This window comes from Burkholderia sp. Ax-1719, from assembly GCF_011753055.1.
In the GTDB taxonomy this organism is placed as follows: Bacteria; Pseudomonadota; Gammaproteobacteria; order Burkholderiales; family Burkholderiaceae; genus Paraburkholderia.
In genome coordinates this window covers 51188-67395 of sequence record NZ_VWWJ01000034.1, presented here as the reverse complement: position 1 = coordinate 67395, position 16208 = coordinate 51188, and the positions used below count along the sequence as shown (strand labels likewise).

The following is a 16208-nucleotide window of genomic DNA, read 5'->3' as shown; positions in this document are numbered from 1 at the left end:
AGCTGGTCCCACCCCTTCCCATCCCGAACAGGACCGTGAAACAGCTCCACGCCGATGATAGTGCGGATTGCCCGTGTGAAAGTAGGTAATCGTCAGGCTCCTTATGCTGCAAGTCCAGAACCCCGGTATCTCCGCAAGAGAACCGGGGTTCTGGCGTTTACGCGCTGAAAACAGGCGTGCGAAAAGATGCGCCAAAGAAAAAGCCGTCCCCAAGGGACGGCTTTTTGCATTCCAGCAACCACGCAGCGCACACCTCACTGCTGCGCGAGAAACTTCGTCGCGAGCTTCACCCAGTACGAAGAACCAACCGGCAGCAGCTGATCGTTGAAGTCATAGCTCGCGTTATGCAGCATGCAAGGTCCAGCGCCGTGCCCGGCATCACGATGCCCGCCGTCGCCATTACCGAGAAACGCATAACAGCCTGGTTTCTCCAGCAGCATGAACGAAAAGTCCTCGGCGCCCATGGTCGGCTCGACCTTGTCGTCGACACGATCGTCGCCCACGACTTCCCGCATCACCTCCGCTGCAAACTGCGCTTCCGCACTGCTATTCACCGTCGGCGGATAGTTGCGCAGGAAACTCACTTCGACAGAACAGTCATACGCCTCGGCGGTGTTTTCGGCGATCTTGCGCAGGCGAGCTTCGATCAGATCGAGCGTTTCCGTCGTAAATGTCCGCACCGTGCCCGCAAGCCATGCTGTATTCGGCACGACGTTGACGGCATCGCCAGCATGAATCTGCGTAATCGACAGCACCGCGGTATCCAGTGGCTTCTTGTTGCGCGTGATGATGCTTTGCAGCCCATTCGCGATCTGCACCGCCGTAAAGACCGGGTCGCGCCCGTTGTGCGGCAGCGCGGCATGTGAGCCAACCCCGCTGATATCGATACGAAACTCGTTGCTCGACGCCATGATCGGCCCTTCGGTCACGCCGAAGACACCCGCCGGCATGCCAGGCCAGTTGTGAATCCCGAATACCGCGTCGACGGGAAAGCGCTCGAACAAGCCATCCTTGATCATGGCCTTGGCACCCGCGCCGCCTTCCTCGGCGGGCTGGAAAATGAACACCACTGTGCCGTCGAACTGCCCATGCTGCGCGAGATATTGCGCCGCGCCCAGCAGCATCGCCGTATGGCCATCGTGTCCGCACGCGTGCATCTTGCCGTCGTTGTGCGAGCGATGGTCGAAGGTATTGAGTTCCTGAATCGGCAGCGCATCCATATCGGCGCGTAGTCCGATCGAGCGCGTGCCGTTGCCGCGTTTGAGCACACCGACGACGCCGGTTTTGCCCAGCCCTCGATGCACTTCGATACCCCATTCCGCGAGCTTGGAGGCTACCAGCTCGGAAGTGCGGGTCTCTTCGTAGCGCAGTTCGGGATGGGCGTGGATCGTTCGTCGTAGGCCCTGGATTTCGCCTTGGGCGGCCTGGATTTCCGGGATCAGTTTCATGGCTGACTCGTGGCTGGCGCATTGCACACTATGCGCAGAATAGGAGTGCCCACTGCTTCTGACAGCGGGCATGGTCTGGCCATTTTACGCTCAAGCTTTTTTTTCGCAGCAAGCGTCCGGGCACGCCGCGGCAGCGCACGCCGAACATAATAAAATCACGCCATTGATAGCCCTTAGCCACACAAATCCCATGAACGCCCGAGCCGAATTTGCCCGCGCAGTCTGTCCCCACGACTGCCCCGACACCTGCGCAATGCGCGTCACCGTCGAAAATGGCCGGGCGATCAAAGTGAGCGGCGACCCCGACCATGCGCCGACCCAAGGCGTGCTCTGCACGAAGGTCACACGCTACGCCGAACGCGTGCACCATCCCAAGCGTCTGACGCAGCCGATGAAGCGTGTCGGCGCCAAGGGAGAAGGGCGTTTCGAGCCGATCAGCTGGGACGAAGCCTGCGAAATCGCGGCCACGCGCCTGAGCGAGATTGCGCAGCGCGCGCCCGAAGCCATCCTGCCGTACAGCTATGCGGGCACCATGGGCCTCGTGCAGGGCGACAGCATCGCGCAGCGCTTCTTCCACAAGCTCGGCGCGTCGCGGCTCGATCGCACGATCTGCGCGGCGGCGGGCGCGGCGGGCCTGCGCTATACCTACGGCGCGGGCCTCGGCATGCTCACCGAGTATTTCGCCGAAAGCGAAGTGATCATCATCTGGGGCGCGAATCCGATCGCCTCGAATCTGCATTTCTGGACCCGCGCGCAGGAAGCGAAGCGCAACGGCGCGAAGCTCATCGCGATCGACCCTTATCGCTCGCTGACGGCCGAAAAGTGTCATCAGCACATCGCGCCGAAGCCCGGCACCGATGGCGCGCTTGCACTCGGCATGATGCACGTGCTGATCACCGAAGACCGGCTCGATCACGATTACATCGCTGCCCACACGCATGGCTACGAGCAACTGAAGGCGCGCGCGCTCACCTACACGCCCGCGCGTGTGGCGCAGATCTGCGGCATCGATGAACAGACCATCGTCGATCTTGCGGGCCTCTACGCGTCCACGCGCAAAGCGTCGATCCGCATGAATTACGGCCTGCAGCGCGTGCGCGGCGGTGGCAACGCGGTGCGTGCGATTGCCTGCCTGCCCGCGCTGACGGGCGCATGGCGCGACCGTGCGGGCGGCGTGCTGCTGTCGTCGTCGGGCTGGGCGCCGGTCGATGCGAACGCGCTGCAGCGTCCCGACCTGATTCCTGGCTGGCCGAAGCATCAGCCGCGCATCGTCAACATGAACCAGATCGGCGACGCGCTCACCAACATGGGCGACGCTAGGTTCGGCCCGAAGATCGAAGCGGTCATCGTCTACAACTCGAACCCGGTCGCGGTTGCGCCCGATTCGGCGAAAGTGGCGGCAGGCTTCGCGCGCGAGGACCTCTTCACGATCGTGCTGGAGCAGTTCCAGACCGACACCGCCGATTACGCCGATCTGCTGCTGCCCGCCACGACCCAGCTTGAGCATCTGGACGTCCACAAGTCCTACGGCCACACGCACGTCATGGCGAATTTGCCTGCGATTGCGCCGGTGGGCGAAGCGCGCCCGAACACGGAAATCTTCCGCTCGATCGCGCGCGCGATGGGGCTGACCGAACCCGCGCTGTTCGAAAGCGACGAGGAAGTGGCTGCCCGTGCATTCGACTGGAGCGATCCCGCCTTCAACGGCGCGGGCTGGTCGACGCTCAAGGACAACGCGTGGATCAAACTCGATATCGCCGATGCGCCGTTCGCCAACGGCGGTTTTCGCACGCCCACGGGCAAGTGCGAGTTCTATAGCGAAGCGCTGGCGCAGGCCGGTCTCGATCCGCTGCCCGACTATCTGCCGCCGTACGAATCCGCCGATTACGCGCCCGAACTAGCCGCGCGTTATCCGCTCGCGATGATCTCGCCGCCCGCGCGCAACTTCCTGAACAGCACCTTCGTGAATGTCGAAAGCCTGCGCGCAACCGAAGGCGAACCGCACGTCGATCTCCATCCCGCCGACGCCGCTCACCGCAACATCGCGGATGGCGATCAGGTGCGCATCTTCAACGATCGCGGCTCGATGCAGGCACGCGCACGCGTCTCCGAACGCGCGCGCGAAGGCCTGGTCGTGGGTCTGTCGATCTGGTGGAAAAAGCTCGCGCCGGACGGCCGCAACGCCAACGAAGTGACCAGCCAGGCGCTCACCGATCTGGGCGGCTCGGCCACGTTCTACGACTGCCTCGTCGAAGTCGAGCGCGCGTAAACCCTTAACCTGTCACAGAAAAATCGTCCCCCTGCGTATTTCGAGGGGGCTTTCTAACTCGCTGATTCGCGGCAGAAAAGCGCAGGGCGCGTGCTACGATCGGCGTTTTAGCACGACCATTCGAAAAATACCTGAGGAGGAGACGCCGCATGGATAAAGTCTGGCTGAAATCGTACCCGCCCGGCGTGCCCGCGGAAATCGACGCGAGCCAATACGCGTCCATCACGGCGCTGCTCACGGAGAGCTTCAACGCCAATCGCTCGAAGCCCGCGTTCGCGTGCATGGGCAAGTCGATCACTTACGGTCAGCTCGACGATCTATCGAAGCGCCTCGCGGGGTGGTTCCAGTCGCGCGGCATCGAGCGCGGCGCGCGCATCGCGATCATGATGCCGAACGTGCTGCAGTACCCGGTCGCGCTCGCCGCGATACTGCGTGCGGGCTACGTGGTGGTGAACGTGAACCCGCTCTACACGCCGCGCGAACTGGAGCATCAGCTCAAGGACAGCGGCGCGGAAGCCATCATCATTCTTGAGAATTTCGCCAACACGCTCGAAGCCGTGATCGCGCAGACGCGCGTGAAGCACGTCGTCGTGGCGTCGATGGGCGATCTGCTGGGCGCGAAGGGCTTCATCGTCAATTTCGTGGTGCGCCGCGTGAAGAAGATGGTGCCGGCGTGGAGCCTGCCGGGCCACGTCAAATTTAACGACGCACTCGCGGCCGGCGCGCGCGCCAGCTTCAAGCCCGTCGAACAGAAGCCCAGCGACGTCGCTTTCCTCCAGTACACGGGCGGCACGACCGGCGTGTCGAAGGGCGCGACGCTGCTGCATAGCAACCTGATCGCCAACGTCCTGCAATCGGCGGCGTGGACCGAGCCCGCGCTTGCGCGCCTGCCCGCGGGCACGCAGGCGGTGACGGTCGCGGCGCTGCCGCTGTATCACGTGTTTGCGCTCACCGTCTGCGGTCTGCTGACGATGCGCACGGGCGGCCTCGCGGTGCTGATTCCGAACCCGCGCGACATCGCGGGCATGATCAAGGAACTGCACGGCTATTCGATCACGACGTTCCCGGCCGTCAACACGCTCTACAACGCGATCCTCAACCATCCGGATTTCGACAAGCTCGACTTCTCGCATCTGCTGGTCGCCAATGGCGGCGGCATGGCGGTGCAGGAAGCCGTGGCCAAACGCTGGTACGAGCGCACGCAGACGCCGATCGTCGAAGGCTACGGTCTGTCGGAAACCTCGCCGAGCGTCACCTGCAATCCGACCACCGCGACGGAATACACGGGCACCATCGGCCTGCCGCTGCCGTCCACGGAAATCTCGATTCGTGACGATAGCGGCAACGAACTGCCGGTGGGCGAAGCGGGCGAGATCTGCATTCGCGGTCCGCAGGTGATGGCGGGCTACTGGCAGCGTCCGGAAGAGACGGCGAAGGTCATGACCGCCGACGGCTTCTTCAAGTCCGGCGATGTGGGCGTGATGAATACGCGCGGATACGTGAAGCTGGTCGATCGCAAGAAGGACATGATTCTGGTGTCGGGCTTCAACGTCTATCCGAACGAAGTCGAAGACGTGGTGGCGAAGCTGCCCGGCGTGTTCGAAGTGGCGGCGGTGGGCGTGCCCGACCAGCATTCGGGCGAGGCGGTGAAGCTCTATATCGTCAAGAAGGATCAGGCGCTCACCGACAAGGACGTGTTCGAGTACTGCAAGACGCAGCTCACGGGCTACAAGCGGCCGAAGCTCATCGAATTCCGCAGCGACCTGCCGAAGAGCAACGTCGGCAAGATCCTGCGCCGCGAACTGCGCGACGGTCGCGCGTAAGCACCAGGCGCCACGGCGCCTCGCCTAAGAATCGAGAAGGCCTGCCCGCAAGGGTGGGCCTTTCTTTTTCTTGCTTTGGGCGCGTTCGTTGTTCGGCGCCGACAACAGGCGCGCAGAAAAGAAAAAAGGCGCCCGAAGGCGCCTTTGAGACTGAAACGGCTGTTTTTCTTAGAACTTGTGACGGATGCCGACGCGCGCCGTGAACTGGTTCTGGTTCGACGAACCCGTGAGGTTGTTGATGTTTGCCGTGGCTGCGACGGTTTCGCCAGCGGCATTGATCGTGTCCCCCAGTGCGTGCTGGTAGACGCCCGTGATGTAGACGTCGGTGCGCTTGGACAGGAAGTAGTCCACGCCCACTGCGCCCTGGTGATATTGGGCACGCGAGCCGCCGTTGATCGACACGCCGCGCGTGTAATCGTAGGCCGCGCCGATCAGCAGTGCCGGGGTCAACTGATACTTGAAGTTGACTTCGGCGTTGTTGAACGTTGCCGACTGGCCCTTGTAGGCGGCCAGCGCGTAGGTCGAACCCAGGTTCGCGAAGCGGATGTTCGAATACGTGATGCCGAACGTGGCTGCGCCGAACGTGTACGCGCCGCCTGCGCCGATCACCTGGTACGTATTGGCCGACGTGAAGCCCGAGTAGACCGACGAAGTCACGGCGGCGTTGGCTGCCGTTGTGGTGCCGCTGTTGTTGAACAGGCCACCCGAAGCTGCCGGCGTGCGCGCGTTCAAATAACCGACGCCGAGGACCAGCGGGCCGTTGTTATAGCCAGCGCCCAGCGACCAGATCTGGTTGTGCGAGAAGTCGCCAGCCGCGCCGCCGAAGCTGTACGTGCCACCGAACGTCAGGCCAGCGTAGTTCGCGCTGGTGAACTTGACGGTGTTGTTGGTGCGGTACGCGTTGTTGAAGTTGTCGATGTCGCCCGGGTGAGCGGCGATGTAGCCGCCCCACTGGTCGCCCACTTCAAGCGGACCGACGTAGTCAACCACGGAGTCGTACTGGCGGCCCAGCGTGACCGAGCCGAACTGCGCGCTGTTCAGGCCGACATACGCCTGGCGGCCGAACAACAGGCCACCTTGACCGAGCTTGCCGTTGTTCACGTCGAAGCCGTTTTCGAGCACGAAGATCGCTTTCAGGCCGCCGCCCAGGTCTTCAGCACCGCGCAGGCCCCAGCGGCTGCCTTGCAGTTCGCCGCTCGACAGGTTGTACAGGTGCTTGCCGCCCGAGTTCGTGTTGATGTTGAAACCTTCGTCGATGATGCCGTACAGCGTGACGCTGCTCTGAGCGTGGGCGACGCCCGCGAACGCACCCATCGCGGCGAGCGCGAGAAGCGACTTCTTCATTGAATGATCTCCAGTGTTTTACTGCTCTTATGCGTCTTTTTAACAAGGCCTATTTATTTGTCTTGCGGTGGCCTTGCCTGCTAACTTCGCGAGAAGTTGGCATGTAATGTAACAAAAGGGTTAGGGGCCACAAAGGAAAAGCCAGGTGCACCTAAGTACCTGTTTCGTTTACACAACATGGTCTAGAATATGCGCCTGGATATCGGCGCAGCCCCTTATTGACGGGCCTGCGCGTGTTCCTGTAGCGACGTTGAACGGCCGGTCGGTCGGCCTTTGAGCGGCGCTTCAGGCGGTCCATTCGAGCGGGCCATTCATGTGGCCCGTTTCGACCCGTTTCGCCGTGCGCATGGAGGAAGGCTGGATGATGTTTGACGACTTGATTACCGAATTCGATCGCGGTCTGCGTTCGATCACTGGCGTGTCGCGCATGTCGCGGCCGATGCCGCAACCGTCTCCCGACGCCGTGTCCGCTCAGGTCGCGACCGCCGACGCGGCGCTCGCCACGGGTGGCTCCGGCGCGGCTTCGCTGCCCGGCGAACTCACGGCCGCCGAGCGCTCGCATGCCGCCGGCCTGATGCGCGTGAATCACGTCGGCGAAGTCTGCGCGCAGGCGCTTTATCAGGCGCAAAAACTCGCGACGCGCTCGCCCACGCTCAAGGCCTCGTTCGAGCAGGCCGCGCGCGAGGAAGAGGACCATCTCGCATGGACCGCGCGCCGTCTGGAAGCGCTCGATTCGCGTCCGAGCCTGCTCAATCCGCTCTGGTATGCGGGGGCGCTGGCGATCGGTCTCGCGGCGGGGCGTCTGGGCGACAAGGTGAGCCTGGGCTTCATGGCCGAAACCGAGCGCCAGGTCGAGCATCACCTGGACAGTCACCTCGACGCGCTGCCGCCCGCCGACCTCGAATCGCGTGCGATCGTCGAGCAGATGCGTACCGACGAGATCGCTCACGCGAAGTCGGCCACGGATCTCGGCGGTATCGAACTGCCGCTGCCGGTGCGCTCGCTCATGCGCGCGGCATCGAAAGTGATGACCCGCACCGCCTACTATATTTAAGCTTTACTTTGAGATGCTCACGCGGACCGGTATGCTTCGCCGGTCCGCTGTTTGAACCGCTTTCACCACGTCTTTCACCGCCTTCAACCGCCCGGTTAAATCCCTCCCAAGCCCCCGCACCATCGCGCTTTTCACCGCGCATTTCACGTATCACCTTCACAACCTGCGTTAGCTCGTTCATTCATAACGTTTTTTGGTTTTAACGCTGACTTGAACAGGCGCCGCTAAGTCCTTGTTCTAGCGGATAAATTTCGTCAAAAAACGTGCAGCCCACCTTGACCCTCGAAAGGCCTTCCTCTAAAGTGGGAGACAGTGTGAGAAAGTGTATTTTTGTGTGATTTCAAAGATGTATTCGGGTAAATTTCCTGAGATTTAGACGGGCGGCGAACGACGCCGCGAGAGGGGAGCAAATTGTTCCAGGGGGCGTCGGCGCTGACACTCGATGCGAAAGGACGGATGTCGATTCCGTCTCGCTATCGGGACGCGCTGCAACAACAGGCAGAAGGCCGGGTGACGATCACCAAGCACCCGGACGGCTGCCTGTTGCTATTTCCGCGCCCCGAATGGGAAGTGTTCCGCGCCAAAGTCGCCGCCTTGCCGATGGACGCGCACTGGTGGCGCCGCATCTTTCTCGGCAACGCTTCCGACGTCGATGTCGACAGCGCGGGCCGCGTGCTCGTCTCACCTGAATTACGTCTTGCAGCGGGAATGGAAAGGGAAGTCATGCTGCTTGGCATGGGTAGTCATTTTGAGTTGTGGGATGCGCAGACCTACGCCGCGAAGGAACAGGCGGCGATGGCTCAGGGCATGCCCGACGCCTTGAAGAATTTCACGTTCTGATCGCGGGTTAAAAACGCTATGGCATCTGCGATGGGACAAGGATTGCAGCATCGCACGGTGCTGCTCGATGAAGCGGTCGATGCGCTGGTCACGCGCGCGGACGGCGTCTATGTGGACGGCACGTTCGGGCGCGGCGGCCACAGCCGCGCCGTGCTCGGCCGGCTGGCGGAAAGCGGCCGGCTGATCGCGTTCGACAAGGACCCGCTGGCGATCGCCACCGCCGAACAGGTGGGCGACGCGCGGTTCTCGATCGTGCACGAAAGTTTTGCTTCACTGCGCGACGCCATGGCGGAGCGCGGGGTAGGGCGTGTGTCGGGGATTTTGCTGGACCTGGGCGTGTCGTCGCCGCAAATCGACGACCCGGAGCGCGGCTTCAGTTTCCGCGCCAATGGTCCGCTCGACATGCGGATGGACCCGACGCGCGGCGAGTCCGCTGCCGACTGGCTCGCGCGGGCCACGTTGCAGGAACTGACGGAGGTGATTCGAGATTATGGGGAAGAACGGTTTGCTTTTCAGATTGCAAAGGCGCTTGTTGCTCGCCGGGCAGAGTCCGACCGTCTCGGGCCTCTCGACAGCACGGGCGAGCTTGCCCAAATCGTGGCTAACGCCGTCAAAACCCGTGAGAAGGGTAAGGACCCGGCAACCCGCACCTTTCAAGCTATACGGATTCACGTCAATCAAGAGCTTGCGGAGCTGCAGGTCGTTCTAGAAGCAGCACTGTCGTTGCTGGAACAGGGGGGGCGGCTCGTGGTCATCAGCTTCCATTCGCTGGAAGACCGGATCGTGAAGCGGTTCATGCAGGCTAATGCCACGACGCCGGCAATCGATCGCCGTTTGCCGATCCGCGCCGTCGATCTGCCCAGCCCGCCCCTGAAGCTGCTCGGACGCGTTTTCGCCAGCGACGAAGAAGTCGCGGCGAACCCGCGCGCCCGTTCGGCCGTGATGCGCATTGCGGAGCGCATCACGCCATGAATCGCCTGAACATCTTCCTGCTGATCGTCGTCATGGGCTGCGCATTGTCAGTCGTGAACGCCACCAATCAGCAGCGGCAGATCTTCATCCAGTTGCAACGCGCGCAGTCGCAGGAGCGTCAGCTCCAGCAGGACTACGCACAGCTTCAATATCAGCAGAGCGCGCTGTCACGGACGTCGCGCGTTGAACAGCTCGCTACCGATTCGCTCAAGATGCAGCCCGTGACGACCGGACGCACGCAATACCTGACGCTCGCACCGGGCGCGGCCACCGCAGTGGACGCGCCTGTGCCTGTTTCCGCGCCTGCAACGGCGTCGGCCCCGGCCAGCGCCAACGGCCGCCGTGGAGGCACGCGATGAAAAAGGGCAACAGCCGCAAGAGCGTCGCCTTCAGCGCCAATCCGATTCTCTCCGTGCGCCTGCCGATGTGGCGCTCGAAGCTCGTCGTCTTCATGCTGTTCATGGCGTTCGTCGCGCTCGCCGCGCGTGCGTTCTGGATTCAGGGACCGGGCAACGCCTTCTATCAGAAGCAGGGCGAAAGCCGCTATCAGCGCACCATCGAACTGCCCGCCACGCGCGGCAAGATTCTCGACCGTAACGGCCTCGTGCTCGCGACGAGCCTGCCCGTGCGCGCCATCTGGGCGATCCCAGAAGCCGTGCCCGACGACCTCGGCGCTGACAAGCTGAACCAGCTCGGCAAGCTGCTCGACATGTCGAGCAAAGACCTGCGCGCGAAGCTCTCGGAAGACAAAACCTTTGTCTATGTGAAGCGTCAGGTGCCGCTCGACGTCGCGCAGCAGATCACGGCGCTCGACATTCCGGGCATCTATCAGCGCAACGAATACAAACGTTTCTATCCGGAAGGCGACGTCACGGCCCACTTGATCGGCTTCACCAACGTGGAAGACGAGGGCCAGGAAGGCGTGGAACTGTCCGACCAGAAGATTCTGGCGGGCGTGCCGGGCATTCGCCACGTCATCAAGGACCGCATGGGCCACATCATCGAAGATGTGGATGAAACCGTCGTGCCGCACGATGGCAAGGACGTCGAACTGTCGATCGACAGCAAGATTCAATACATCGCGTATTCGAACCTGAAGGCCGCGGTCGAGAAGTTCAAGGCCAAGGCGGGCGCCGCGATGGTGGTGGACGTGCGCACGGGCGAAGTGCTCGCGCTCGTCAACTATCCCACGTACAACCCGAACGATCGCTCGCACCTGACCGGCGAGCAGTTGCGCAACCGCATCCTGACGGACGTGTTCGAGCCGGGCTCGATCATGAAGCCGTTCACGGTGTCGCTGGCCCTCGATTTGCACCGCGTCTCGCCGACTACACTGGTGGATACGGGCGCGGGCCACTTCACCCTCGACGGCGCGACCATTACCGACGACGCCGGTTTCGGCGTGCTGACGGTGGGCGGCGTGATCCAGAAGTCGTCGAACATTGGCGCGACCAAGATCGCGATGACGCTCCGGCCCGAAGAAATGTGGAACATGTACACCAGCATCGGTCTCGGGCAAGCGCCGAAGGTCGGGTTCCCCGGCGCGGCGCCTGGGCGTCTGCGTCCGTGGAAAAGCTGGCGTCGCATCGAGCAGGCGACCATGTCGTACGGCTACGGTCTGTCGGTGTCGCTGTTCCAGCTGGCGCGCGCCTACACGGCCATCGCGCATGACGGCCAGATCCTGCCGGTGTCGATCTTCCGCCATCCGGGCGACGACCAACCGGTGGTCGGCACCCAGGTGTTCGCGCCTACGACCGCGCGCGAAGTGCGCACGATGCTCGAAAGCGTGGTGTCGAAGCAGGGTACTTCGCCGGATGCGGCCGTGCCCGGCTACCGCGTGGGCGGCAAGTCCGGTACGGCGTACAAGCACGGCCCGCACGGCTACGACCGCTCGAAGTATCGCGCGTCGTTCGTCGGCATGGCGCCGATGCCCAACCCGCGCATCGTCGTCGCCGTAACGGTGGATGAACCGACCGCAGGCAGCCACTTTGGTGGCGCGGTGTCGGGTCCGGTGTTCTCGGGCATCGTCGGCGATACGCTGCGCTCGCTCAACGTGCCGCCCGATATGCCGGTCAAGCAGCTCGTCGTGTCCGACGACAGCGCTTCGTCCACGGCGGTCGCCAATGCGCCGTCGACGTCGAATACGCCTTCGAATGCGCCGAAAGCCGCGCCCGCGAAGCGCGTCGCCAACGCCGGCGCCGTCAAGAGCCCGTCCGCCGCGCACCACATGACCGTGGCCGATAACGCCAAAACCCGACCCGGAGTCGTCCGATGAGCGCCACGCGCACCCAGCATCCCGCGCACCGGCAGATCGCGGACGCCCTCGCGTGGCTGCGCGCGCGCGTTGCGCCGACCACGCCCGCAGCCAATCTGCACGCCGATACCCGTTCGCTCCAGCCGGGCGATGTATTTCTCGCCTACGCCGTCGAAGGCGCGGACAACCGCTCGCATATCGAAACCGCGCTTGCGCGCGGCGCGGCGGCCGTGCTGTATCAGCCGGAAGGCTATGCCGGTTCGTTCGATTTCAGCCAGGCGCAGAACGCGCTGGCCGTGCCGCAACTCGACGTGCTCGCAGGCGAAATCGCCAGCGGCTGGTACGGCGACGCCAGCGACGCGATGCTCGTGGTCGGCGTGACCGGCACCAACGGCAAGACCTCGTGCAGCCAGTGGATCGCATCGGCGCTCACGGCCATTGGCCAGAAGTGCGCGATCGTCGGCACACTGGGCAGCGGCTTTGTCGGCCAGCTCGTGCACACCGGTTTCACCACGCCCGATGCGCCGCAACTGCAGCGTTCGCTCGCGCAACTGCGACAGCAGGGCGCGCAGGCGGTGGCGATGGAAGTGTCGTCGCACGCGCTGCATCAGGGCCGCGTCAACGGCACGTCGTTCGACATCGCGGTCTTCACGAATCTCACGCAGGACCACCTCGACTATCACCGCACCTTCGAAGCCTATGAGGCTGCGAAGGCGCGTCTGTTCGCGTGGCCGGGCCTGCGCGCCGCCGTCATCAACGCCGACGATGCCGCGGGCCGTCGCCTGATCGCCGCGACGCGCGGCACGGCGCGCACGATTGCCTACGGCGTGGAAACGCCCGCCGCCGATGCACCCGTCGCCGACGCCTGGCTGCGCGCGAAGGACGTGCGCGCGACCGCAACCGGCACCGCGTTCCATCTGGAAACGTCGGACTGGGGCGAAGCGAATATCGAAGTGCAGACGCTCGGCCTCTTCAACGTCAGCAATCTGCTCGGCGTGCTGGGCGCGCTGCTGGCGGCCAATGTGCCGCTGCTCGCCGCGCTCAACGAAATCGGCAAGCTGCAGCCGGTCAACGGCCGCATGGAACGTCTGGGCGGCCGCGTCGATCAGGACGAGCCGCTCGTCGTGATCGATTACGCGCACACGCCCGATGCGCTCGAAAAGACGCTCGACGCGCTGCGCCCGATCGCGGCGGCGCGTGGCGGCCGGCTGATCTGCATGTTCGGCTGCGGCGGCGACCGCGACGCCACCAAGCGCCCGCTGATGGGCGCGATCGCCGAGCGTCTGGCAGATCAAACCGTCGTGACGAGCGACAACCCGCGCAGCGAAACGCCGGCCACGATCATCGACCAGATCGTCGGCGGCATGCGCGAGCCGGAAAAGGCGCGCCGCATCGAGGACCGCGCGAGCGCGATCCTGCAGGCCGTGCGCGGCGCGGCCAAAGAAGACGTCATCGTGCTGGCCGGCAAGGGGCACGAGGCAACCCAGGAAATCATGGGCAAGAAACGCGCGTTCTCCGATCAGGATCACGCGCGCCTTGCCCTCGCAGCCCGTCCGACGTCCGATCGGCATGGGCGCGGAGGCGGTGAATGACAATGCTTTCCCTGCGCGAAGCGGCAGCGCTGATTCCCGGCGCAAGCGTTCTCGGCGACGAGAACGCGACCTTCGAGCGCATCTCCACCGACAGCCGCACGACCGGCCCCGGCGATCTGTTCGTCGCGCTCAAGGGCGACCGTTTCGACGCGCACGACTTCCTGCCCGAAGTGGCGGGCCGTCACGTGAGCGCCGCGCTCGTCTCGCGCAGCCCTGGCGACTGGCGCATTCCCGCGCTGCGCGTGGACGACACGCGCACGGCGCTGGGCGCGCTCGCGCTCGGCTGGCGTCGTCGTTTCTCGATGCCGCTGGTGGCCGTCACGGGCAGCAACGGCAAGACCACGGTCAAGGAAATGATCGCGTCGATCTTCGCCGCTGCGGTGGGCGAGGACGCGCGCCTGGCGACGGCGGGCAACCTGAACAACGACATCGGCGTGCCGCTGACGCTGCTGCGTCTGAGCGCGGCGCATCAGCTGGCCGTAGTCGAACTCGGCATGAATCATCCTGGCGAAACGGAGCTGCTCGCGAAGTTCGCGGAGCCGACGGTTGCCGTGGTGAACAACGCCCAGCGCGAACACCAGGAATTCATGGCGACGGTGGAAGCCGTCGCGCTCGAACACGCGAGCGTGATTCACGCGCTCAAGCCCGAAGGCACGGCCGTTTTCCCCGCCGACGACGCGTACGCGGGCATCTGGCGCGTGGCCGCAACCGGCTCGCAGATTCTCGATTTCGCGCTGCATACCGATGAACGCGCGGTCGATGCGGCGGTGACGGGCAAGCTCATCGGCTCGCGTCTCGCGGTCGCCACGCCCGAAGGCCACCTCGAAATCGAACTCAAGGTGCTCGGCGCGCACAACGCCCACAACGCACTCGCGGCGACGGCAGCGGCGCTGGCGTCCGGCGTGTCGCTCGAAGCGATCCGCCGCGGTCTCGAAGCGTTCGAGCCGGTAAAAGGCCGTTTGCAGGTAAAACGCGCGGCGCTTGCGGAACTTGCGGGCGCTACGGTGATCGATGACACCTACAACGCGAACCCCGATTCCGTGCGCGCGGCTATCGACGTGCTCGCTTCGCATGACTCGCCGCGCGTGCTGGTGCTCGGCGATATGGGCGAAGTCGGCGACAACGGCCCGGCGTTTCACCGCGAGGTGGGCGCTTATGCGCAGGAGCGCGGCATCGACGCGCTGTACACGCTTGGCGCGGCAGCACGCGACATCTCGGCAGCATTCGGCGCGAAAGCGCTGCATGCCGCCGATGTCAGCGAGCTGGTTCGCGCGCTCGCCGGCGCCGGCTACGGCTCCGGCGCCACGATTCTCGTGAAAGGCTCGCGCTTCATGCAGATGGAGCGAGTCGTAGCCGCTCTCACGAACCCGCAACCCACCGCACCGGACGCAGCGTCCGGCGCGCACTGAATTTCCAAGGAATCAAGGCATGCTACTGGCGCTGGCGCAATGGCTGCAGAATGACGCAAGCTTCTTGCGCGTGTTCAGTTATCTGACGTTTCGTGCGGTGATGGCCACCATCACCGCGATGGCTATTGGTCTGTTTCTCGGGCCCTGGGTCATTCGCAAGCTCACCGAAATGAAGGTTGGTCAGGCCGTGCGTACGGACGGCCCGCAGACTCACCTCGTGAAATCCGGCACGCCCACCATGGGCGGCGTGCTGATTCTGCTCGGCATCGCCGTGGCCACGCTGCTGTGGGGCGATCTCTCGAACCGCTTCATCTGGATCGTGATGCTGGTGACGTTCGGCTTCGGCGCGATCGGCTGGGTCGACGACTATCGCAAGGTGGTCTACAAGGATCCGCGCGGGATGTCGTCGCGCGAAAAGTATTTCTGGCAGTCGGTGATCGGTTTGTTCGCGGCGGTGTATCTCGCATTCAGCGTGTCTGAAGCGAACAACGTGCGCGTGTTCGACCTCTTCATGGCCTGGGTGCGCAGCGGTCTGTCGATGGGTCTGCCCGCGCGCGCCGACCTCTTGCTGCCGTTCCTCAAGTCGATGACGTATCCGCTGGGCGTGTGGGGCTTTATCGCGCTCACGTACTTCGTGATCGTTGGCGCGAGCAACGCGGTCAACCTCACCGATGGCCTCGACGGTCTCGTCATCATGCCGGTCGTGCTGGTGGGCGCGTCGCTGGGCGTGTTCGCCTACGTGATGGGCAGCTCGGTCTATTCGAAATACCTGCTGTTCCCGCACATTCCAGGCGCGGGCGAACTGCTGATCTTCTGCTCGGCGATGGGCGGGGCGGGGCTGGCGTTTCTCTGGTTCAACACGTATCCCGCGCAGGTGTTCATGGGCGACGTGGGCGCGCTGGCGCTCGGCGGCGCGCTTGGCACCATCGCCGTGATCGTGCGTCAGGAAATCGTGCTCTTCATCATGGGCGGCATTTTCGTGGCGGAAACGCTGTCCGTGATGCTGCAGGTCACCTGGTTCAAGTACACGAAAAAGCGTTATGGCGAAGGACGACGCATCTTCAAGATGGCGCCGCTACATCACCATTTCGAACTGTCCGGCTGGAAGGAAACGCAGGTGGTCGTGCGCTTCTGGGTCATCACGCTGATGCTGTGCCTGATCGGTCTGTCGACGCTGAAATTGCGTTGATCGACACGACGTAA

The 16208-nt window shown here is 63.9% G+C and carries 12 protein-coding genes; 10 read left to right on the top strand and 2 right to left on the bottom strand.

The genetic code is table 11. The features are described from left to right. Window positions 1-254 precede the first annotated feature (254 nt). The gene (locus tag F3J17_RS32760; RefSeq protein WP_167069474.1) at window positions 255-1448 is read right to left on the bottom strand and encodes a M20 aminoacylase family protein; all 1194 of its coding nucleotides are present in this window, start codon (window positions 1446-1448) and stop codon (window positions 255-257) included. A 190-nt stretch (window positions 1449-1638) separates the two neighbouring features. Between F3J17_RS32760 and F3J17_RS32755 the strand changes: the two genes are divergently transcribed. Then, on the top strand, window positions 1639-3717 hold the full coding sequence (locus F3J17_RS32755) for a molybdopterin oxidoreductase family protein (RefSeq protein ID WP_167069473.1): 2079 nt from the start codon (window positions 1639-1641) through the stop codon (window positions 3715-3717). A 149-nt stretch (window positions 3718-3866) separates the two neighbouring features. After that, window positions 3867-5540 (top strand): long-chain fatty acid--CoA ligase, encoded by a 1674-nt coding sequence (locus F3J17_RS32750; RefSeq protein WP_167069471.1) that lies wholly within the window; start codon window positions 3867-3869, stop codon window positions 5538-5540. Between the two features lie 168 nt (window positions 5541-5708). Here the strand turns inward: F3J17_RS32750 and F3J17_RS32745 are convergent, their stop codons facing one another. Further along, on the bottom strand, window positions 5709-6884 hold the full coding sequence (locus tag F3J17_RS32745; protein ID WP_167069469.1) for a porin: 1176 nt from the start codon (window positions 6882-6884) through the stop codon (window positions 5709-5711). A 361-nt stretch (window positions 6885-7245) separates the two neighbouring features. On the opposite strand from F3J17_RS32745, the gene coq7 reads away from it, so the two are divergent. From coq7 to mraY, 8 genes are all read left to right on the top strand, one after another. Then, window positions 7246-7938, top strand: coding sequence for a 2-polyprenyl-3-methyl-6-methoxy-1,4-benzoquinone monooxygenase (gene coq7 / locus F3J17_RS32740; RefSeq protein WP_167069477.1), 693 nt, complete (start codon window positions 7246-7248; stop codon window positions 7936-7938). 411 nt (window positions 7939-8349) lie between these two features. Next, entirely contained in the window at window positions 8350-8778 is a 429-nt protein-coding gene (mraZ, locus tag F3J17_RS32735) for a division/cell wall cluster transcriptional repressor MraZ (RefSeq protein ID WP_158951449.1), read from the top strand. 18 nt (window positions 8779-8796) lie between these two features. Then, window positions 8797-9750, top strand: coding sequence for a 16S rRNA (cytosine(1402)-N(4))-methyltransferase RsmH (gene rsmH, locus F3J17_RS32730; RefSeq protein WP_167069467.1), 954 nt, complete (start codon window positions 8797-8799; stop codon window positions 9748-9750). Then, entirely contained in the window at window positions 9747-10109 is a 363-nt protein-coding gene (gene ftsL / locus F3J17_RS32725) for a cell division protein FtsL (RefSeq protein ID WP_167069465.1), read from the top strand. The genes rsmH and ftsL overlap by 4 nt, the downstream gene beginning before the upstream one ends. Beyond that, on the top strand, window positions 10106-12025 hold the full coding sequence (locus F3J17_RS32720) for a penicillin-binding protein 2 (RefSeq protein WP_167069463.1): 1920 nt from the start codon (window positions 10106-10108) through the stop codon (window positions 12023-12025). Before ftsL ends, F3J17_RS32720 begins: the two co-directional genes overlap by 4 nt. Then, window positions 12022-13596 carry a UDP-N-acetylmuramoyl-L-alanyl-D-glutamate--2,6-diaminopimelate ligase gene (locus tag F3J17_RS32715; RefSeq protein WP_167069461.1) on the top strand — a complete coding sequence of 525 codons (1575 nt, stop codon included), beginning with the start codon at window positions 12022-12024 and terminating at the stop codon, window positions 13594-13596. The genes F3J17_RS32720 and F3J17_RS32715 overlap by 4 nt, the downstream gene beginning before the upstream one ends. Beyond that, complete coding sequence (gene murF / locus F3J17_RS32710) at window positions 13593-15005, top strand: UDP-N-acetylmuramoyl-tripeptide--D-alanyl-D-alanine ligase (protein ID WP_167069459.1); 1413 nt, start codon at window positions 13593-13595, stop codon at window positions 15003-15005. The genes F3J17_RS32715 and murF overlap by 4 nt, the downstream gene beginning before the upstream one ends. A gap of 19 nt (window positions 15006-15024) precedes the next feature. Beyond that, the gene (gene mraY, locus F3J17_RS32705) at window positions 15025-16194 is read left to right on the top strand and encodes a phospho-N-acetylmuramoyl-pentapeptide-transferase (protein ID WP_103707214.1); all 1170 of its coding nucleotides are present in this window, start codon (window positions 15025-15027) and stop codon (window positions 16192-16194) included. Window positions 16195-16208 lie beyond the last annotated feature (14 nt).